The organism is Nocardioides dilutus, assembly GCF_054779555.1.
Genome location: NZ_BAAGYA010000002.1, coordinates 1,229,411 through 1,248,497 on the forward strand (window position 1 = coordinate 1,229,411; position 19,087 = coordinate 1,248,497).

Consider the following 19,087-nt stretch of genomic DNA (forward strand, 5'->3'; position numbering starts at 1 on the left):
ACTGGCTCCTGTGGAGGAGCTGCCCGAGGATGCCCTGGCCCGCGCCGGTGAGCGCGGCTTCGGGTTCTACGTCCACGTCCCCTTCTGTACGGTCCGCTGCGGCTACTGCGACTTCAACACCTACACCGCCGAGGAGCTCGGCGCGGGCCTGGTCGCCGGGGCCTCACGCTCGACGTACGCCGAGGCAGCGGTGGCCGAGGTCAGGCGGGCCCGCGCGGTCCTGGGCGACCGTGACCTGCCCGTCTCGACGGTCTTCTTCGGGGGCGGCACCCCGACCCTGCTCGACCCGGCTGACCTGACGTCGGTGGTCTCGGCGATCGAGGCGGAGTTCGGCCTGGTCGCGGGGGCGGAGGTGACCACGGAGGCCAACCCGGACAGCGTCACCCCCGAGAGCCTCGACCGGCTGCGGGAGGGAGGCGTCAACCGGGTCTCGTTCGGGATGCAGTCGGCCGTCGACCACGTCCTCCGCGTGCTGGACCGCACACATGACCCGCTCCGGCTGCCGGAGGTCGTGGCGTGGGCCCGGGCCGCCGGGTTCGAGCCGGCCGGGGGCGGGAGCATCAGCCTGGACCTGATCTACGGGACGCCTGGAGAGTCGGTCGACGACTGGGAGCGGTCGCTGGACGCGGCGCTGGCCTGCGGGCCGGACCACGTGTCGGCGTACGCGCTCATCGTCGAGGAGGGCACGGCGCTGGCGCGCCGGGTGCGCCGTGGTGAGGTGCCGAGGCCGGACGAGGACGACCTGGCTGACAAGTACCTGCTCGCCGACTCGCGGCTCGGGGCGGCCGGGTACGGCTGGTACGAGCTGTCCAACTGGGCCCGCGACTTCCCGGATGACACGAGGGCCCGCTGCCGGCACAACCTCCTCTACTGGACGGGCGGTGACTGGTGGGGCGTCGGTCCGGGCGCCCACTCCCACGTGGCGGGAGTTCGCTGGTGGAACGTCAAGCACCCGGTGGCCTACGCCGAGCGGCTGGCCGCGGGCCGGAGTCCTGCTCAGGACCACGAGGTGCTCGACGCCGAGACCCGGCGGGTCGAGCGGGTGCTGCTTGAGGTGCGGTTGCGAGAAGGGCTGCCGCTCGAGGTGCTGGACGACGCGGGCCGAGCCCGGGTCGCGGCGACGGTGGGCCGAGGGCTGGGCGAGGTCGCCGAGGACCGGTTCGTGCTGACTGCGCAGGGACGGCTGCTCGCCGACGCGGTCGTCCGGGACCTCCTGCCCTGACGGTGGCCGACCCTCCGGCCTACGGTGGTGGCATGACGCAAGATCCCGAGAACCCGCCGCCCCCGCCGTACGGCCAACCCACCCCGCCGGCCTACGGACAGCCCGGACAGCCCGGTTATCCGGTACCGCCGCCCGGCGCCTACGGCGTGAGCTCGACGACGCCCTACGGCATCCACCCGGTCACCGGCATCCCCTACTCCGACAAGTCCAAGCTGGTCGCCGGTCTGCTGCAGATCCTGATCCCGATCGGTATCGGCCGGTTCTACATCGGCGACAACAAGACCGGCATCATCCAGCTGGTCGTCACGCTGGTCACCTGCGGCATCGGCGCCCTCTGGCCGTTCATCGACGGGATCATCATCCTGGCGACCGACAGCAAGGACGCCAACGGCTACATGCTCAGGAGCTAGGGCTGGTCACGAAGTCGATCAGCTCCTCGACCCGGCCCAGCAGGGCCGGGTCGAGGTCGTCGTAGGAGCCGACGCGCGACAGCAGGTGCTGCCAGGCCCGGGCGATGTCGGCCTGGGTGGCGTGGGGCCAGCCCAGGTGTCGGCAGATGCCGACCTTCCACTCCACGCTGCGGGGCACCTCCGGCCACGCGGGCAGGCCGATCCGGTCGGGCTTGATCGCCTGCCAGACGTCCACGAACGGGTGGCCGACCACCAGCACGTGGCGGCCCATGGGGGAGCGGGCGACCTCATCGGCGATCCGGCTCTCCTTCGAGCCGGCGACGAGATGGTCGACCAGGACGCCGACCCGGCGCCGGGGACCGGGGGCGAAGCCGCGCAGGTGGCCGACGAGGTCGTCGATGCCGCCGAGGTGTTCGACGACCACGCCCTCCAGCCGCAGGTCGTCGCCCCAGACCTTCTCGACGAGCTCGGCGTCGTGGCGCCCCTCGACGAAGATCCGGCTGGCCCGGGCGACCCGGGCCCGAGCGCCGTGGACCGCCACCGAGCCCGACGCGGTGCGGGTCGGCCGCGCGGGCGCGGCCTGACGGACCGGCGCGCTCAGGATCACCGGACGGCCCTCGAGCAGGAAGCCGGGGCCGAGGGGGAACGTACGCCGCCGGCCGCGGCGGTCCTCGAGGGTCAGCGTGTGCAGATCGCGGTCGACCGCCACGATCTCACCGCACCAGTCAGTGGTCACCTCCTCGACGACCACGCCCAGGTCGGCCACCGCGTCAACGGCGCGGCCGCGCTTGGGGGCGCGCCAGTCGCCGGCGAGCACGTCGGTGCCATAGCGGTCGGCCTGGCCCGGAGTCGAAGCGCGAGTCACAGCAGCGACGCTAGGGGTGGCCACCCCCAGCGAGGGGCCTGCCACGCCGTCGGCCCGGGATCAGCCCGCTGTGTCGTCGGTCGCGTCGTCGCCGGCGGACTCCTCCGCGTGCTTGCCCTCGCCGAGGAGGTCCGCGTCGTCGGGGGTCTCCTCCGGGTCCAGGCCTTCGGCGAGCGGGTTGTCCTCGCTGGGCACCAGGTCCTCGGGAAGCTGGTCGTCGGTGATGCCTTCTTCGGGTGAGCTGCTCATGGGACGCGGGTACCCGCCGGCACCCGCGCTCAGACCAGCGGCAGCCGCTTCTGGGCGCGCGGCAGGTGCTCGTAGCCACGGCGGACGGCGGCCGCCAGCTCCTCGCGCGGGTAGGGCCACTCGGCGGCGTCCAGCGCCTCGGCGACGGGGATGCCGCGGGTGGCCAGGTCCCGGATCGTCTCGGCGACCACGCCGATGGCATTGCGCTGCTCCTCGACGAAGTCCCGGCCCACGGGAGCGCCGTGCCCCGGCACGACGACGCTCGCGGCGGTGGTCAGCCCCAGCACGATGTCGAGGCTGAGCGGCCACTCCATCGGGTAGCAGTCATCACCGAAGCCGGGAACGCCCTGGCGCGCCATGGACTCCTCGACGAGGTCGCCGGCGAGGAGGACATCCGCGTCCGGGACCCGCACGACCAGGTCGCCGGCGGTGTGACCGCGGCCGGGATGGACGAGCTCGACCAGCCGGTCGCCCAGGTCGAGTGCGACGGCCGAGGAGAAGGTGGTCTCGGCGGGCACGATCTCGGTCGTCTGCACCTCGTCGCGGTGCGGGTCGCCGCGATTGTCGTCCTCGTCGTAGAGCGTCTTGACCCGCTCGCCGGCGGCCAGCGTCCGCGCGGCCGCGACCTCGTGGGCGTGGATCGGGACCGGTCCGTAGGCTGCCCGGAACGCGCCGTTGCCGAAGGTGTGGTCGAAGTGCTCGTGGGTGTTGACCACGGCCCGGACCTCGCCGGCGCCGAGGCGGCGTACGTCGTCGACGACCGCCCGCGCCGCGAGGTCGGACGCATGGGTGTCGACGACCAGCAGCCCGTCGGCGCCGCCGACCAGCGTGACGTTGACGTCGAACCAGTCGTATCTCGCGACCCAGACCCGGTCCGCGACCTCGGTGAACGTCACCCGGTGGAGCGTACGTCGTAGGATTGGCACTCCGTAGATCCGAGTGCCAGGAGGTGGCCGTGCAGGAGGACCGCAAGCTCGCCGTCCTGCGCGCGATCGTGGAGGACTACGTCGCCACCGAGGAGCCCGTGGGCTCCAAGGCGCTCGTCGAGCGGCACCGGCTGGGCGTCAGCCCGGCAACCGTCCGCAACGACATGGCGACCCTCGAGGACGAGGGCTACATCACCCAGCCGCACACCAGCGCCGGTCGCGTGCCCACCGACAAGGGCTACCGGCTGTTCGTCGACCGGCTGACCACGGTCAAGCCGATGAGCCCTGCCGAGAAGCGGGCCATCTCCACCTTCCTCGACGGCGCGGTCGACCTCGACGACGTCGTGACGCGGTCGGTGCGGCTGCTGTCCCAGCTGACCCGCCAGGTCGCGGTGGTCCAGTACCCGACGCTCTCCAGGTCCACCGTGCGTCACGTCGAGCTGGTGGCCCTGGCCCCGACCCGGCTCCTCGTCGTGCTGATCCTGAGCTCGGGACGGGTCGAGCAGCGCGTGGTCGAGGTCGCCGGGCCGCTGACCGACGAGGTCCTCGCCGACCTGCGCACCGTGATCGGCCGCGCGGCCACCGGCGAGGTCATCGCCGACGCGGTGAGCGCGCTCCGCGGCCTCCAGTCCGCAGACCCGACCACCGCCGTCGTGGTCGACGTGCTGGTCGACGCCATGGTCGACCACCGCTCCGACGAGCGGATCGCCGTGGGTGGCACCGCCAACCTGGCGCGCTACGGCGACCACTTCGACTCCGCCGTACGCCCGCTGCTCGAGGCGCTCGAGGAGCACGTCGTGCTGCTCAAGCTGCTCGGTGAGGCGACCGAGGGCGGCACCGTCACCGTCCGGATCGGGCACGAGGGCCCCTACGAGGAGCTGTCGTCCACCTCGGTGGTGGCCACCGGCTACGGCCCGCACGACGAGGCCGTCGCCACGCTGGGCATCGTCGGACCGACCCGCATGGACTACCCCGGCACGATGGCGGCGGTGCGTGCTGTGGCCCGTTATGTCTCCCGCCTCCTCGACGAGGCCTGACCCACCAGCCCGAACCCCAGCCCGAACCCCAGCCCGAACCCCAGCCCCAACCCGAGCCCGAACCCCAGCCTGAAACCGGAAGGACACGAGTGAGCCAGGACCTGTACGACCTCCTGGGTGTCGCCCGCGACGCGGACCCCGACACCATCAAGAAGGCCTACAGACGACTCGCGCGCCAGCTGCACCCCGACGTCAACCCCGACCCGGAGACGCAGGAGCGCTTCAAGGAGGTCTCGCGCGCCTACGAGGTGCTGTCCGACCCCCAGAAGCGTGCTGCCTACGACCGAGGTGGAGATCCGTTCGGCGGCGCCGGCTTCGGCGGCCAGGGCGCCGGCTTCTCGTTCACCGACATCATGGACGCCTTCTTCGGCGGCCAGCCCGGCGCGCAGTCGCGCGGGCCGCGGCCACGCGTACGACGCGGGCAGGACGCGCTCATCCGGCTCGACATCGAGCTGGCCGAGGCGGCGTTCGGCGTCAGCCGCGAACTGAAGGTCGACACCGCCGTCGTGTGCACGACCTGCGGTGGCGAGGGTGCCGCTCCCGGCACCCACCCGATCCCGTGCGAGACCTGCCGCGGCGCCGGTGAGGTCGCCCATGTCCAACGCTCGTTCCTCGGCGAGATCCGCACCCTGCGACCCTGCGCGGCATGCCGGGGCTTCGGTTCGATCATCCCCGACCCGTGCCGCGAGTGCTCGGGCGACGGCCGGGTCCGGTCCCGGCGCACGCTGACGGTGAAGATCCCGGCCGGAGTCGACACCGGCACCCGCGTCCAGCTCGCCGAGCAGGGCGAGGTCGGCCCCGGAGGCGGCCCGCCCGGCGACCTCTACGTCGAGATCTCCGTGGCCCGCCACCCCACCTTCACCCGCCACGGCAACGACCTGCACTGCACGGTGACAGTGCCGATGACCGCGGCCGCCCTCGGCACGACGTTGCAGCTGCCGACTCTGGAGGCCGACATCGTGCCGCCCGAGGGCGCCACCACGGACCTCGAGACCGCCTTCGACCTGGACATCAAGCCCGGCACCCAGTCCGGCACCGAGGCGGTCCTCCGCGGCCGCGGCGTACCCGGGCTGCGTGGCGGTCGCGGCGACCTGGTCGTGACCATCGCGGTCGAGACGCCGACGCGGCTCGACCCGCGCCAGGAGGAGCTGCTCGCCGAGCTCGCCGCCATCCGCGGCGAGGAGAAGCCGGCCGGCCAGCTCAAGCCGGGCAGCAAGTCGGTGTTCGGCCGGCTGCGCGACGCGTTCAACCCCCACTAGGCCGCGCCCCGATGTCCCTCCCGGTCCACCTGGTGCCGTCACTGGCCGGTGTGGGTGTCGGCACCGAGGTCACGGTCGACGGGAACGAGGCGCACCACGCGGTGGCCGTCCGGCGGCTCCGGGTCGGCGAGTCCGTGGTCCTGACCGACGGGGCGGGTGTGGCGGTGGTCGGTGTCGTGTCGTCCACCGGCAAGCGGGTGTTCGCGGTGGCGGTGTCGTCGGTCGAGCACATACCCGAGCCGGCCCCCGCGATCGTCGTGGTCCAGGCACTGCCGAAGGGCGACCGCGGCGAGCTCGCGGTCGAGGTGCTCACCGAGGTCGGCGTGGCCCAGGTCGTGCCGTGGGCCGCGTCCCGGTCTGTCGCCGTCTGGAAGGGCGAGCGCGGCGACAAGGCATTGGCCCGCTGGCGGTCCACCTCCCGCGAGGCGGCCAAGCAGTCGCGTCGGTCCTGGCTCCCCGAGGTCACCCCGCTCGCCTCGACCGACGACGTGGTCACGCTGGTAGAGGACGCCGACCTGGCTGTCGTCCTGCACGAGGAGGCAGCCGGCACGCTCGCCGACGTGGACGTGCCCGCGGCCGGCCGGGTCGTCGTGGTGGTCGGCCCCGAGGGCGGGCTGACCGACGACGAGGTCACCGCGTTGACAGACGCCGGTGCCGTCGCCGTACGCCTGGGCGCCGAGGTCCTGCGCACCTCCACCGCGGGCCTCGCCGCGGTCGCCGCCCTGCTCTCCCGCACCCCGCGCTGGCGTTGAGTCGGGACTTCCTGTCCGTTGACACGGGACTTTCCCCCGGACTCAAGGGACACGAACTCCCGATTCAACGGGCCAGCAGGGCCTCCACGCGGGCGATCTCCTCGTCGAGCTCCGACTGCTCGGCCGCGGTCAGTGGCCGGAGGGTCTGCAGGATCCGGACCCGGCCGTCCTCGGCGCGCCACAGCCCGGTCAGCCAGCCGTCGGCGAAGAGCGCGTGGGCGCTGGCCCCGTTCTGGGCCATCCAGGCGTTGCGCGACTCGGGGTCGGTGACCCGGTCCCGTGCGGCGTGCGACAGCCAGACGTTGTCGTAGGCGCCGAGCAGCCGCACGGGCGCGTGCGCGTCCTCGTCGGCGAGCTCGCCCTCGGGGACGTCGTACAGCACCTTGCCGGTCTCGTCCTCGTAGGTGACCAGGTCGGTCATGCCCTTGACCACGGGTCCGAGCCGGGTGACCGCGGACCAGGCCGTGACGTCGGCGGCGGCGGCGGGGCCGAACGCGCGCAGGTAGCGTCGGACGATGTCCTCGACGTCCGGCCCGACGGTCGGACGCCCCACCCAGCGGTCGACGTACTGGTAGACCACCGAGCCGCTGCCCTTCCACGTCCCGCGCGGCGGGACCTGGACCAGGGGAGCGACCGACCGGGCCAGCTGGCCGAGCTGGGTGGGGGCGTAGGCCGGGAACCGCTCGGCCAACGCCAGACCGATGGCCTTCTGCGGCAGCGGCTCGTCGGCCAGGAGCTCGTCCAGTGCCGACAGGAAGGCATCACGGTCGACGTCGCGGGCCGGACCGACGCTCTGGCTGATCTTGATCTCGCGCTCGTGAACCGGAGCGGTCCACGAGCGCAGCATCAGCGCGTCGTCCGCGGTCAGCAGGTGGACCGTGCCACGCATCACCAGGAACCTGACCAGCGAGCGGTCCTCCAGTCCGGCCGTGACGGCGTGTGGGTCGAAGTCCTCGAGCCGGGCGGCGAGGGAGAGGTACGGCGGCAGGTTCTCCTGGGCCTGGAGCCCGACGAGGTGACGGGTCATCTCGTGCGGGGTGGCGGAGGTGCGCTCCAGCAGGTGCTGGCGGTGCAGGAGCGTGCGGTTCAGGCGCCGGCGGCTGAGCTTCACCCGACGAGGCTAGGAGACGACGATCGTCTTGGTGTCCTCCGTGGGACCGAAGCCCTCGCCGCCAGACGGGTCGTCGGTGAGCGCGACGAAGGTGTAGGTGCCTGGCGCGAGGCCGGAGACGTCGACGTCAGCGGTCCAGGGATAGAGCTTGTCGATCCAGCCCTCGGCGGTCGTGAACCCCTCGAGCACGGCGGTGCCGGCGGCGTCCCGGACCTCCCAGATGACCGTCGCCTCGAACGAGCTGCCGACGCCCTCGGCGGTGAAGCTGCCGCTGACCGTCGCGCCCTCCTCGGGTGTGGTGACGTTCATGAAGGCCAGGACGTCGAGCTGCTTGGCCGCCTTGAGCCCGCCCTCGGTGTCGATGCCGAACAGCGGCACCGGGTCCGCGCCGTGCTGCACCAGGACCGGCAGGCGCTCCTGCTGGATGCCCTGGACGGTGTAGACGAGCTGCTGGACGGCGAGCTTCGCGTCCTGCTTGGACATGCCGTCCCCCGGGGCGCTCCAGGCGTCGTCTGAGACCTGCGCGACGATCGCTCCGGCGCCCTCGCTGAAGGTGACGCTCTCGAACCCACCTGACGTCGGCCACAGCGAGCCGTAGTCGGGGTCCAGCGCGTCACCGGCGATCATGACCGCCACTGCTTCCTCCAGCGGGTTGTCCGCCTCGACCTTGCGGAACTCCCGGAACAGCCGGGTGCCCTGCGGGGTCTCACCGGTGAAGTAGACCGGCACCGTGAGCATCTCTGGGGCGCCGGTCTCCGAGGCGGTGGCCGTCGGCTCCTCGGTCGGCTCCTCGGTTGGTTCGCTCGCGGCCGTCGTGGTCTCGTCGCCGCCCGGGTCCTCGGCGGTCGGCTCGTCGTCGCCGCAGGCTGCCAGTCCGACGGACAGGACCAGCGCAGCGACGACGAGCAGCGAGCGGTTCTTGAAGACGGGCCGGGGAAGTCGGGTCATGGTGTCCATCCTCAGGTGGGATCGGTGCGGGGTTGCGGACCTACAGGACGACGACGGTCCGCGTGTCGGTGAACTTCGCGTCGTCAGTGGTGGCCACGAACGTGTAGCGGCCGGGCTCGAGGCCGGACACGTCGATGGGCTCCGTCTCCCACTCGACCAGGTGCGTCTCCATGGCGGCCGTGGCGGCTCCGCTCTCCACCACGGTCCCGTCGGCGTCGAGCAGCTCCCACGGGACGTTGCCCTCGAAGGAGCTGGCGGCCCCGCGCGCGATGAAGCTGTCCTTCACCTGGAGCTTCTCGACCGGGTCGCTGATGCTCACGAGCGCCAGGACGTCCAGCTGGGGCTGGTTCGTGATCGGCTCCGCCGTCGGGACGCCGAACACGGTGTCGGTGGGGTTCCGGCCGATACGGAACTGGACCGGCAGGGGCTCGCCCGCACCGGCCTGGACGGAGTAGACGACCTGCTGCAGTGCGAGCTCGGCCTGCAGCGCCGTCATGTTCGCCGGTCGGTCGTGCACCCAGGACTCGACCCTCACGTTGATGACCCCGTCGCGGACGTCGACACCAGTGATCGCTTCCGCCGGGAAGTAGCTGCTGTAGTCCGGGTCCCACGGTCCCCGGCGCAGGGCCTCGACGGCAGCCTCGGGTGAGGGTCCGCCCTCGGCCGGGCGGAACTCGCGGAACAGCCGTGGACCTGCCGAGGTGTCCCCCACGAAGTAGACCGCCTGGGGACTGAGGGCCGGTGTCTCGCTCATGCCGACGGTCGGCGCCGGGCTGGCCGGGCCCACGTCGTCGGCCTTCTCGTGGTCGGGAGAGCTGACGATCGCGATCGCCGTGACCGCCGCGGCAACCGCCAGACCGGCCGCCCCCCCGGCGTACCAGCGCCCGCGGCCGGTCCGCGAGGTGGTGCGGTCACGGATCTCGGCCAGACGGTCCGTGGGCTCGACGTCGGAGACGGCGTCATGCAGCAGGGTCGACAGGTCGTCCATCACAGGTCACCTTCGAAGTGCGAGTCGGCGAGCAGGGAGCGCAGCGTCGCGGCGCCCCTGGAGGCGTGGGCCTTGACCGAGCCGCGGGCGATGCCCAGGGTGTCGGCGATCTCGGCCTCGGACAGGTCCAGGTAGTAGCGCAGCGCCAGCACCTCGCGCTGCCGGTCGGGGAGCGCGCGCATCGCCTCGAGGACGGCGGTACGCCGCCCGGCGCCGTCGACCCCGTCGTCGGCCGGTGCCTGGTCGGCCGGGGGTGCCTGGCGGGCGGCGTGTCGCTCGACCACACCGCGGTGCCGCAGCGCGGAGCGGGAGCGGTTGACCACGGCCTGGCGGAGGTAGGCGAGCGCCTTGTCCGGGTCGCGCAACCGCGACCAGCGGCCGTGCATCGCCACGAACGCGTCCTGCACGACCTCCTCGGCGGCACCTTGGTCGCGCAGCAAGAGGACCGACAGTCGGACCAGGCTGCGCCAGTGAGCGGCGTAGAGCTGCTCGATCGCCGCGTCGGCGTCCCAGGTCTCACCTGGCCTCACCAACGGGACCTCCGCATGCACCGTCACGCTAGTAGGACGCCCGGACCTGGCAACCGGTTGACAGGGCCGCCCATGGCTGTATGTGCCACCATTGCCAGTCGGGAGGAGGGCCCTGATGGACTGCTTGTTCTGCGGGATCGTCGCCGGTGACGTGCCGAGCGAGATCGTGCACACGACCGAGCGCACTGTGGCGTTCCGCGACGTCAACGCCCAGGCGCCGACGCATGTGCTCGTCGTCCCCAAGGACCATCACGCCAACGCCGCCGAGGTCGCCGCCGCCGACCCGGCCACGATGGCCGAGCTGGTGACGACGGCGCATGCCGTGGCCACCGCGGCGGGCTTCGACACCTATCGGCTCGTGCTCAACACCGGCGCCGACGCCGGACAGACCGTCTTCCACACCCACCTGCACGTGCTCGCGGGACGCTCGATGAGCTGGCCGCCCGGATGAGACGCCTGCGTGAGTCCGGCCGCCTGCGGTTGTCGTTGGCGGCGCTGGTCGGCATCGCCGTCGTCGTGGGCGGGGTGGTGGCGTTGGGTGACCGGGACCCGGCCCGCGAGCGGACCGTCACGCCCGTCGACAGCGAGCCCGTCGTGGTCTCCCACGACGACACGGCCCCGGTGGCCACCGCGCCGGTCAAGGCGGGCAAGCTCCGCCCCGGCGAGCGGCGTACGACGTTGAAGATCCCGACCGCCTACACGCCCTCGCCGCCCACTGGCACCGGCACCGACGACTACCGCTGCTTCCTGCTCGACCCGGAGCTTCCCGAGGACGCATGGCTGACCGGGACCCAGATCAAGCCCGGCGACCCCGAGATCGTGCACCACGTGATCCTGTTCAGGGTCAGGGAGGACCAGGTCGCGGCCGCCGAGGCCGAGGACGACGCGTCGCCCGAGCCCGGCTGGACCTGCTTCGGCGGGATGGGGCTCGAGGGCGAGTTCAACAACGTCGACGACGCCGCCTGGCTCGGGGCGTGGGCCCCGGGTGGCCGGGAGACGGTGGCCCGCGACGGCTACGGCACCTCCCTCGACAAGGGCACGCGCATCGTCATGCAGGTGCACTACAACCTGCTGCTCGGTGACGGTCCGGACCGGTCCGCGACGCAGATCCGATGGACGCCCAAGGCGGGATCGGACATCAAGGGCGTCCACACCACGCTGCTGCCGGCACCGGTGGAGCTGCCGTGCCGCTCCGAGCACGCCCTCGGTCCGCTCTGCGACCGCGAGGCCTCGGTGGAGGACACCAAGGAGCGCTTCGGTGAGGGACCAGGTCAGCTCGCCAACCTCCTCCACCTGCTGTGCGGGACCAACGTCTACCCGACCGAGACGACTTCCTGCACGCGCACGGCCCCACGGTCGATGACGATCCTCGGGGCGGCCGGCCACATGCACCTGCTCGGTCAGTGGCTCAAGATCGAGGCCAACCCCGGGACGCCGGACAGCACCGAGGTGCTCGACATCCCGCTGTGGAACTTCGACGACCAGGGCGCCCAGCGGGTCGAGCCGCTGCACGTCGACGCCGGCGACACCCTGCGGGTCACCTGCCACCACAGCCAGGAGCTGCGCGACCTGCTGCCGGCGTTCGAGGGCACCCAGGAGAAGTACGTCGTCTGGGGCGAGGGCACCACCGACGAGATGTGCCTGGGCATCCTGCAGGTCGTCTTCGACGACGAGTAGACGTCCGTCGGCTGAGCGGCGGGACAAAAACTAGAACAGGTTCTAGGGTGCTCGCATGGACCTTGCCGCGATCGAGGAGATCAAGCGCCTCAAGTACCGCTACTTCCGCACGCTCGACCTGAAGCTGTGGGACGAGTTCGGCGACTGCCTCGCCGAGGACGTCACCGCCCGCTACGGCACGCAGGCGATGGACAAGCCGCTGCACTACGACAACCGGGCCGACGTCGTGGCGTTCATGTCGGAGAACCTCGGCACCGGGATCATCACGATCCACGTCGCCAACCACCCCGAGATCGACGTGGACGGTGACACCGCTTCGGCATCCTGGGTGTTCGAGGACACCGTGATCGTGCCCGACTTCCAGATGCAGATCCGCGGCGGCGGCTACTACGCCGATACCTACCGCAAGGACCCGGACGGGGCCTGGCGGATCGCGTCGACCCAGTACGAGCGGATCTACGAGGCCACGACCTCCCTGGAGGACACCCCGAGCTTCAAGCTGATCGCCAACCGCTGGGATCCGTCGCTCCAGCACTGAGTGGCGATCAACCCCCCGCCATCGCGTCGAAGAGCCGCATCATCGCGAACACGACCGGCAGCCCGAAGACCACCAGGAGCACCCAGGCGGTGACTCGGTGCAGCGGCTTGGCGCCGTCCAGCTTGCCCGCGAAGTCGAGCAGCGCACCCTCCCCGACGTGGTGGGTGAGACCCATCCGGCGGGCGTCCTCGGGCAGGTGGCCGCCGGGGAACCAGGCGGGCGGGGCGTGGTCGTCGTCGACCGGGTCCCGCTCGTCGTCGTAGGCGTCGCCGCGCATACGGCCACGGTACGGGGCCGAGCCACTACCCAGCGACAACTCGGTGGGACGGCGCACCCTGCTCCCGTAGCATGGACTGGCCCAATCACCTCACCGGAAGGCTCGGCCCCTCAGGGGCACCCCATGACTGATCAACCCCAGGACGTCCCGGCCGTGGACCCAGTCACCAAGCACGTCACCAAGCACACGGTCACCGTCCCCAACAGCATCAACATGGTCAGCCTGCTGGGCCCCGGTGACGAGCACCTCGGCCTCATCGAGGCGGTCTTCGACGCCGACGTTCACGTGCGCGGCAACCGGGTCACGCTCCAGGGTCCGCCCGCCGAGCTGGCCCTGATCGAGCGCTTGATCGACGAGCTGGTGACGATCATCCGCACCGGCCAGGGCGTGACCGGTGAGACCGTCGAGCGGGTGCTGGCGATGCTGCGCGCCGAGACGACCGAGCGTCCCGCCGACGTGCTGAGCCTCAACATCCTCAGCAACCGCGGCCGCTCCATCCGCCCCAAGACGCTCAACCAGAAGCGCTACGTCGACTCGATCGACAAGCACACGATCACCTTCGGCATCGGGCCGGCCGGCACCGGCAAGACCTATCTGGCGATGGCCAAGGCCGTGCAGGCGCTGCAGTCCAAGCAGATCAACCGGATCATCCTGAGCCGTCCGGCCGTGGAGGCGGGGGAGCGGCTCGGCTATCTCCCCGGGACGCTCAGCGAGAAGATCGACCCCTACCTGCGCCCGCTCTACGACGCGCTGCACGACATGATCGACCCGGAGTCGATCCCCAAGCTCCTCGCGGCCGGGACCATCGAGGTCGCACCCCTGGCGTTCCTGCGCGGCCGCTCGCTCAACGACTCCTTCATCGTGCTCGACGAGGCGCAGAACACCACCCCGGAGCAGATGAAGATGTTCCTGACCCGCCTGGGCTTCGGCTCCAAGATCGTGGTCACCGGCGACGTCACCCAGGTCGACCTGCCGTCCGGCACCCGGTCCGGTCTCCGCGTCGTCCAGGAGATCCTCGACGACATCGACGATGTCACCTTCGTCCGGCTCACCAGTCACGACGTGGTCCGGCACCGGCTGGTGGGGCAGATCGTGGCGGCCTACGACGAGCACGACGCCCGGGCCCAGCGCAAGGAGAAGAGGCAGGCGGAGCGCAGACAGTGAATACCCCACGAAACCGCTCGGCGATGGCGCTCCGCGCGGAAGGCCTCACGCTTCCGCGGGGGCCCCGAAAAGCATGAGCATCGAGGTCCTCGACGAGTCGGGGCAGTCCGTCGATGTGAAGCACCTCGGCTCTCTGAGCCGGTTCGTGCTCGACCGGATGCGGGTGCACCCGCTCGCTGAGCTCTGCGTGAAGCTGGTCGACGTCGACACCATGACCGAGCTCAACGCGAAGTGGATGGAGGGCGACGGTCCGACCGACGTGCTCGCGTTCCCCATGGACGAGCTGCGGCCGGGGCTGGTCAACGAGGAGCCGGAGGAGGGCATCCTCGGCGACATCATGGTGTGTCCCGACGTCGCCGCCCGGCAGGCCACCGAGGCCGGGCATCCCGTGGAGGCGGAGCTGGAGCTGCTCACCGTCCATGGGATCCTGCACCTGCTGGGCTACGACCACGCCGAGCCGGAGGACCACAAGGAGATGTTCGGGCTTCAGGACAAGCTCCTCGCCGACTGGCGGGCTGGAGCCACGGCCGCCCCATGAGCAGTGGTGATGCCTGGCTGCTGGTGACCGCCGCAGGGCTGGTCCTGGCGGCCGGCCTGTTCTCCGCGGCCGACGCCGCCCTCACCTCGTTCTCGCGCGCCCGCGCCGTCGAGCTCGCCGACGACAACCGCCCCGGCTCGCGCCGGCTGCTGCGCCTGCTCGAGGACCCCGCGCCCTACCTCAACACCGCGCTGCTGCTGCGGCTTCTCTGCGAGATCTCCGCGATCGTCCTGGTGACGCGCGAGGTCAACGACGCCTTCGGCGGCGACTGGTTCCCCAGCACGATCGTGACCATCGCGGTGATGCTGGTCGTCTCGTTCGTCGTCATCGGCGTCGCTCCGCGCACGCTCGGCCGCCAGCACAACGAGGCCGTGGCCCTGTGGTCGGCCGCCCCGTTGTCGTTCGTGACCACGGTGCTCGGGCCGCTCCCGCGGCTGCTGATCCTGGTCGGCAACGCGCTCACCCCCGGCAAGGGCTTCCGCGAGGGCCCGTTCAACACCGAGACCGAGCTGCGCGAGCTCGTCGACATGGCCGAGGCATCCGCGCTCATCGAGTCCGACGAGCGCCGGATGATCCATTCGGTCTTCGAGCTCGGCGACACCACCGTCCGCGAGGTGATGGTGCCGCGCAACGACGTGGTGTTCGTCGAGCGCCACAAGAACCTCCGCCAGACGATGTCGCTGTTCCTGCGCAGCGGGTTCTCCAGGGTGCCGGTGATCGAGGACAACCTCGACCACATCGTCGGTGTCGTCTACCTCAAGGACCTGGTCAGGCGCGACTTCGAGGCGCCTGACGTCGAGCTCACCCAGCGCGTCGAGGAGGTCATGCGCGAGGTCTACTGGGTGCCCGAGTCCAAGCCGGTGGACGACCTCCTCCGGGAGATGCAGGCCCGTCGTCAGCATCTCGCGATCGTCGTCGACGAGTACGGCGGCACCGCGGGCCTGATCACCATCGAGGACCTGCTCGAGGAGATCGTCGGAGAGATCACCGACGAGTACGACGCCGACGAGATCGAGACCGAGAGGCTCGAGGACGGCTCGGTGCGGGTGTCCTCGCGCTACCCGATCGACGACCTCGACGAGCTGTTCGGCTTCGATGTCGACGAGGACGACGTGGACTCGGTCGGTGGTCTGATGGCCAAGCACCTGGGGCTGGTGCCCATTCCGGGCTCCCAGGTGGTCGCCCACGGACTGCGGTTCACCGCCGAGGACACCGCCGGCCGGCGCAACAAGATCGGCACCGTCCGGATCAGCCGGGTCGAGCGGGACGCCGTCCCCGAACCCGAGCCCGCGATCGAGGAGGTCGTCGGTGAGTGACGCGCCGCCGGAGCTGGACGCGGAGGACCAGAAGCTGGTGACCCTCGCCAAGGCGACCAGGGCGCGGACCGGTGCCGCCGAGGGCGCGGCGGTCCGCGACCTCGATGGACGCACCTACGCCGCGGCCACGGTCGCCCTGCCGTCGCTGGCCGTCTCCGCGCTGGGCGTCTGCGTCGCGATGGCGGTCGCGTCCGGTGCACGTGGCCTGGAGGCGGCGGTGCTGCTTACCGAGGCCGACGCCGTCGGCGAGCAGGACCTCGCGGCGCTTCGCGACTTCGCCGGTGCCGGAGTGCCCGTCCACGTCGGCAGCCCGCGCGGAACCGTCGAGGTCTCGGCCTCGACCTGAGCAGCGCTGCCTGGGTAGCGTTGACCGGGTGACCCGAGAACGAGGGTGGGCACAGCACGAGCAGGCGGTCGACAGGCTGCGGGCGTCCTACGCCGCCGTCCCCGCTGGTCAGCGTGTGCGGCTTGCCAAGCGGACCTCCAACCTGTTCCGCTCCCGCGAGGCGAGCCGGGCACCCGGGCTCGACGTGTCCGGACTGGACGGCGTCATCTCGATCGACGCCGAGCAGCGGACCGCCGACGTCCAGGGCATGTGCACCTACGAGCACCTGGTCGAGGCGACGCTGCCCCACGGGCTCATCCCGCTGGTCGTGCCTCAGCTGCGCACCATCACCCTCGGCGGGGCGGTGACCGGGCTCGGGATCGAGTCGACCAGCTTCCGCAACGGGCTGCCGCACGAGTCGGTGACCGAGATGGATGTCTTCACCGGCGCCGGCGAGGTGGTGACGGTCCGCCCGGGCGATGGCCTGTTCGACGCGTTCGTCAACTCCTACGGCTCCCTCGGCTACGCGACCCGGCTGCGGATCAGCCTCGAACGCGTGCCCGGCTTCGTGGCCCTGCGGCACGTCCGTTTCGACGATGCCGGGCTGCTCGCCAAGACGACCGCCGAGATCTGCGAGACCCGGGAGTACGACGGGCAGCGTGTCGACGGCCTGGACGGCGTGGCCTTCGAGCCCGGGGAGTACTACCTGACACTCGCGCGGTGGACCGACGATGGGGCGGCAAGGACGTCCGACTACGCCGGCCAGCAGATCTACTACCGCTCGATCCGGGAGCGGGAGACCGATCTCCTGACCATGAACGACTACCTGTGGCGCTGGGACACCGACTGGTTCTGGTGCTCGCGGGCGATGGGCGCCCAGCATCCCGTCGTACGCCGGCTCTGGCCGCGGCGCTATCGCCGGTCCGACGTGTTCCACAAGCTGATCGCCCTCAACGACCGCACCGGCTTCATCGATCGGGTCGACAGGCTCAAGGGGCGCCCCCAGCGGGAGCGGGTGGTGCAGGACGTCGAGGTCCCGGTGGAGCGCCTCGAGGAGTTCCTCGACTGGTTCGACCGCGAGGTCGGGATGAGACCGGTGTGGCTGTGCCCCCTGGTCTCTCCGGGGACCGTCACGGGCGCGGCCTGGCCGAGTTATCCGCTCAAGCCACGCACGACCTACGTCAACATCGGCTTCTGGGGCACCGTCCACGTCGGCCCGGACGCCGCCGACGCCCCCCTCAACCGGGCGATCGAGGCCAAGGTCCACGAGCTCGACGGCCACAAGTCGCTCTACTCCGAGGCGTTCTACGACCGCGAGACCTTCGACCGGCTCTACGGCGGCGCCAACCTCGCCAGGCTCAAGGCGGTCTACGACCCCGACGACAGGTTCCTCACCCTCTACGACAAGGCGGTGCGCAAGCGATGACCCAGACCCAGTCCTCGTCCCGGACTCTCACGATCGCGGGCGCGCTCGATGCGCTGCTCAAGGAACCCCTCGCCGTGCGCTTCACGGCCTACGACGGCAGCGCGACCGGACCGGAGGACTCGCCGTTCCGTCTCCACCTGGCCACCGAGCGCGGGCTCAACTACCTGCTCACAGCACCCGGCGACCTCGGTTTCAGCCGGGCCTACGTCGCCGGCGACCTGGAGGTGCACGGCGTCCACCCCGGGGACCCCTACGAGCTGCTCAAGCTCGTGCAGAGCAACCTGTCCTTCCGCCGCCCGTCGCCGGCCGAGGCGGTCACCGTGCTCCGCTCGCTCGGCCTCAGCCACCTCAAGCCGGTCGCGCCACCGCCGCAGGAGGCACCCTCCCGGCTGCGCCGGACGCTGGAAGGCGTCCGGCACTCGCTGGGACGCGACGCCGAGGCGATCCACCACCACTACGACGTGTCCAACACGTTCTACGAGCACGTGCTCGGCCCGTCGATGACCTACACCTGCGCGGTCTACCCGAGCGAGACGGCCACGCTGGAGGAGGCACAGCACGCGAAGTACGACCTGGTCGCCCGCAAGCTCGACCTCCAGCCGGGTCAGCGGCTGCTCGACCTCGGCTGCGGCTGGGGCGGGATGGTCCGGCACGCGGCGCGCGAGCACGGCGTCCACGCGCTCGGCGTCACCCTGTCCCGCGAGCAGGCGTCCTGGGCGCAGCGGCGGATCAAGGAGGAGGGGCTCGACCACCTCGCCGAAGTTCGCTTCATGGACTACCGGCACGTGGAGGAGACCGGCTTCGACGCGATCTCGTCGATCGGCCTCACCGAGCACATCGGGGTCAAGAACTACCCGTCGTACTTCGGGTTCATCCGCGACCACCTCCGCCCCCAGGGCCGGCTGCTCAACCACTGCATCACCCGGCACGACAACCGGTTCTACGAGACCGGTGCGTTCCTCGACCGCTACGTGTTCCCTGACGCCGAGCTGATCGGCTCGGGCCGGATCATCACCGAGGTGCAGAACGCCGGCCTGGAGGTGCAGCACGAGGAGAACATCCGGGTCCACTACGCGAAGACCCTGGCTGCGTGGTGCCGCAACCTGGAGGACAACTGGGACGCCTGCGTCGCCGAGGTCGGGGAGCCCACCGCTCGGGTGTGGGGCCTCTACATGGCCGGCTCGCGGCTGGCCTTCGAGCGCAACGAGATCCAGCTCCACCACGTCCTGGCCACCAAGACCGACGACAACGGGGTGAGCGGCTACCCGCTGCGGCACACGTTCTGAGAAGCGCGCGGCTCGACCGGGAGGACTCCTGCCTTACCGGCTTGGTGGGGAGGTCCGCGCATATCGTCCACCGCGCTTGAAACATCCGCTCATGCCTGCGGGCTCAGGCGGTCAAGGCAACACCTCGGCTAGTGCTTGTGATGGTGTCTTGAAACCGAGGGTCTGTCGAGGACGGTCGTTGAGCTCGAGTGCGATGGCATCGAGGTCGTCTTGGGTCAGCGTCCGGAAGTCGAGCCGTCGTGG

The 19,087-nt window shown here is 71.2% G+C and carries 22 protein-coding genes and 1 pseudogene; 14 read left to right on the plus strand and 9 right to left on the minus strand.

The annotated features are described in order from the left end of the window. The first annotated feature begins 1 nt into the window (after position 1). Entirely contained in the window at positions 2 to 1,222 is a 1,221-nt protein-coding gene (gene hemW / locus ACYVC6_RS15580) for a radical SAM family heme chaperone HemW (RefSeq protein WP_460715351.1), read from the plus strand. A 32-nt stretch (positions 1,223 to 1,254) separates the two neighbouring features. Further along, on the plus strand, positions 1,255 to 1,632 hold the full coding sequence (locus ACYVC6_RS15585; RefSeq protein ID WP_460715300.1) for a TM2 domain-containing protein: 378 nt from the start codon (positions 1,255 to 1,257) through the stop codon (positions 1,630 to 1,632). Here the strand turns inward: ACYVC6_RS15585 and ACYVC6_RS15590 are convergent. Genes ACYVC6_RS15590 through ACYVC6_RS15600 form a run of 3 tightly spaced genes read right to left on the minus strand, consistent with a single transcriptional unit; the run spans position 1,622 to position 3,642 of the window. Further along, positions 1,622 to 2,497 (minus strand): DUF3097 domain-containing protein, encoded by an 876-nt coding sequence (locus ACYVC6_RS15590; RefSeq protein ID WP_460715301.1) that lies wholly within the window; start codon positions 2,495 to 2,497, stop codon positions 1,622 to 1,624. The genes ACYVC6_RS15585 and ACYVC6_RS15590 overlap by 11 nt on opposite strands. Before the next feature lie 60 nt (positions 2,498 to 2,557). Further along, complete coding sequence (locus ACYVC6_RS15595) at positions 2,558 to 2,746, minus strand: hypothetical protein (RefSeq protein ID WP_460715302.1); 189 nt, start codon at positions 2,744 to 2,746, stop codon at positions 2,558 to 2,560. Positions 2,747 to 2,775: 29 nt separating this feature from the next. After that, positions 2,776 to 3,642, minus strand: a complete 867-nt coding sequence (locus ACYVC6_RS15600; RefSeq protein ID WP_460715303.1) for an MBL fold metallo-hydrolase — start codon at positions 3,640 to 3,642, stop codon at positions 2,776 to 2,778. A 59-nt stretch (positions 3,643 to 3,701) separates the two neighbouring features. Here ACYVC6_RS15600 and hrcA point away from each other — a divergent pair, with 59 nt between their 5' ends. From hrcA to ACYVC6_RS15615, 3 genes are all read left to right on the plus strand, one after another. Next, positions 3,702 to 4,709, plus strand: coding sequence for a heat-inducible transcriptional repressor HrcA (hrcA, locus tag ACYVC6_RS15605; RefSeq protein ID WP_460715304.1), 1,008 nt, complete (start codon positions 3,702 to 3,704; stop codon positions 4,707 to 4,709). Positions 4,710 to 4,798: 89 nt separating this feature from the next. Further along, complete coding sequence (gene dnaJ, locus ACYVC6_RS15610) at positions 4,799 to 5,968, plus strand: molecular chaperone DnaJ (RefSeq protein WP_460715305.1); 1,170 nt, start codon at positions 4,799 to 4,801, stop codon at positions 5,966 to 5,968. A gap of 11 nt (positions 5,969 to 5,979) precedes the next feature. After that, the gene (locus tag ACYVC6_RS15615) at positions 5,980 to 6,720 is read left to right on the plus strand and encodes a 16S rRNA (uracil(1498)-N(3))-methyltransferase (protein ID WP_460715307.1); all 741 of its coding nucleotides are present in this window, start codon (positions 5,980 to 5,982) and stop codon (positions 6,718 to 6,720) included. Between the two features lie 64 nt (positions 6,721 to 6,784). Here the strand turns inward: ACYVC6_RS15615 and ACYVC6_RS15620 are convergent, their stop codons facing one another. The 4 genes from ACYVC6_RS15620 to ACYVC6_RS15635 are packed head-to-tail and all read right to left on the minus strand — an operon-like array spanning position 6,785 to position 10,324. Next, a complete protein-coding gene (locus ACYVC6_RS15620; RefSeq protein ID WP_460715308.1) occupies positions 6,785 to 7,831 on the minus strand; it encodes a winged helix DNA-binding domain-containing protein in 1,047 nt (348 codons plus the stop codon). A 9-nt stretch (positions 7,832 to 7,840) separates the two neighbouring features. Further along, on the minus strand, positions 7,841 to 8,779 hold the full coding sequence (locus ACYVC6_RS15625) for a Gmad2 immunoglobulin-like domain-containing protein (protein WP_460715309.1): 939 nt from the start codon (positions 8,777 to 8,779) through the stop codon (positions 7,841 to 7,843). Positions 8,780 to 8,819: 40 nt separating this feature from the next. Then, positions 8,820 to 9,767 (minus strand): Gmad2 immunoglobulin-like domain-containing protein, encoded by a 948-nt coding sequence (locus tag ACYVC6_RS15630; protein WP_460715310.1) that lies wholly within the window; start codon positions 9,765 to 9,767, stop codon positions 8,820 to 8,822. Beyond that, positions 9,767 to 10,324, minus strand: a complete 558-nt coding sequence (locus tag ACYVC6_RS15635) for a SigE family RNA polymerase sigma factor (RefSeq protein ID WP_460715311.1) — start codon at positions 10,322 to 10,324, stop codon at positions 9,767 to 9,769. The genes ACYVC6_RS15630 and ACYVC6_RS15635 overlap by 1 nt, the downstream gene beginning before the upstream one ends. A gap of 88 nt (positions 10,325 to 10,412) precedes the next feature. Here ACYVC6_RS15635 and ACYVC6_RS15640 point away from each other — a divergent pair, with 88 nt between their 5' ends. The 3 genes from ACYVC6_RS15640 to ACYVC6_RS15650 are packed head-to-tail and all read left to right on the plus strand — an operon-like array spanning position 10,413 to position 12,512. Next, positions 10,413 to 10,748, plus strand: a complete 336-nt coding sequence (locus tag ACYVC6_RS15640) for an HIT domain-containing protein (protein ID WP_460715312.1) — start codon at positions 10,413 to 10,415, stop codon at positions 10,746 to 10,748. After that, positions 10,745 to 11,974, plus strand: a complete 1,230-nt coding sequence (locus ACYVC6_RS15645) for a hypothetical protein (RefSeq protein WP_460715313.1) — start codon at positions 10,745 to 10,747, stop codon at positions 11,972 to 11,974. The genes ACYVC6_RS15640 and ACYVC6_RS15645 overlap by 4 nt, the downstream gene beginning before the upstream one ends. Positions 11,975 to 12,029: 55 nt before the next feature. Continuing rightward, complete coding sequence (locus ACYVC6_RS15650; RefSeq protein ID WP_460715314.1) at positions 12,030 to 12,512, plus strand: nuclear transport factor 2 family protein; 483 nt, start codon at positions 12,030 to 12,032, stop codon at positions 12,510 to 12,512. Between the two features lie 7 nt (positions 12,513 to 12,519). Here ACYVC6_RS15650 and ACYVC6_RS15655 read toward each other — a convergent pair whose 3' ends face one another. Beyond that, on the minus strand, positions 12,520 to 12,789 hold the full coding sequence (locus ACYVC6_RS15655) for a hypothetical protein (protein ID WP_460715315.1): 270 nt from the start codon (positions 12,787 to 12,789) through the stop codon (positions 12,520 to 12,522). A gap of 123 nt (positions 12,790 to 12,912) precedes the next feature. On the opposite strand from ACYVC6_RS15655, the gene ACYVC6_RS15660 reads away from it, so the two are divergent. The 6 genes from ACYVC6_RS15660 (at position 12,913) to ACYVC6_RS15685 (ending at position 18,844) form a co-directional block, all read left to right on the plus strand. Further along, positions 12,913 to 13,953 carry a PhoH family protein gene (locus ACYVC6_RS15660; protein ID WP_460715316.1) on the plus strand — a complete coding sequence of 347 codons (1,041 nt, stop codon included), beginning with the start codon at positions 12,913 to 12,915 and terminating at the stop codon, positions 13,951 to 13,953. 73 nt (positions 13,954 to 14,026) lie between these two features. Further along, entirely contained in the window at positions 14,027 to 14,491 is a 465-nt protein-coding gene (gene ybeY / locus ACYVC6_RS15665) for an rRNA maturation RNase YbeY (protein ID WP_460715317.1), read from the plus strand. Further along, complete coding sequence (locus ACYVC6_RS15670) at positions 14,488 to 15,807, plus strand: hemolysin family protein (protein WP_460715318.1); 1,320 nt, start codon at positions 14,488 to 14,490, stop codon at positions 15,805 to 15,807. The genes ybeY and ACYVC6_RS15670 overlap by 4 nt, the downstream gene beginning before the upstream one ends. Then, positions 15,800 to 16,153, plus strand: a complete 354-nt coding sequence (locus tag ACYVC6_RS15675; RefSeq protein WP_460715319.1) for a cytidine deaminase — start codon at positions 15,800 to 15,802, stop codon at positions 16,151 to 16,153. Before ACYVC6_RS15670 ends, ACYVC6_RS15675 begins: the two co-directional genes overlap by 8 nt. Before the next feature lie 28 nt (positions 16,154 to 16,181). Next, positions 16,182 to 17,558 (plus strand): FAD-binding oxidoreductase, encoded by a 1,377-nt coding sequence (locus tag ACYVC6_RS15680; RefSeq protein ID WP_460715320.1) that lies wholly within the window; start codon positions 16,182 to 16,184, stop codon positions 17,556 to 17,558. After that, a complete protein-coding gene (locus tag ACYVC6_RS15685) occupies positions 17,555 to 18,844 on the plus strand; it encodes a class I SAM-dependent methyltransferase (RefSeq protein WP_460715321.1) in 1,290 nt (429 codons plus the stop codon). The genes ACYVC6_RS15680 and ACYVC6_RS15685 overlap by 4 nt, the downstream gene beginning before the upstream one ends. A gap of 111 nt (positions 18,845 to 18,955) precedes the next feature. Here the strand turns inward: ACYVC6_RS15685 and ACYVC6_RS15690 are convergent. Continuing rightward, positions 18,956 to 19,087: pseudogene (locus ACYVC6_RS15690) on the minus strand (IS30 family transposase); the annotation flags it as partial.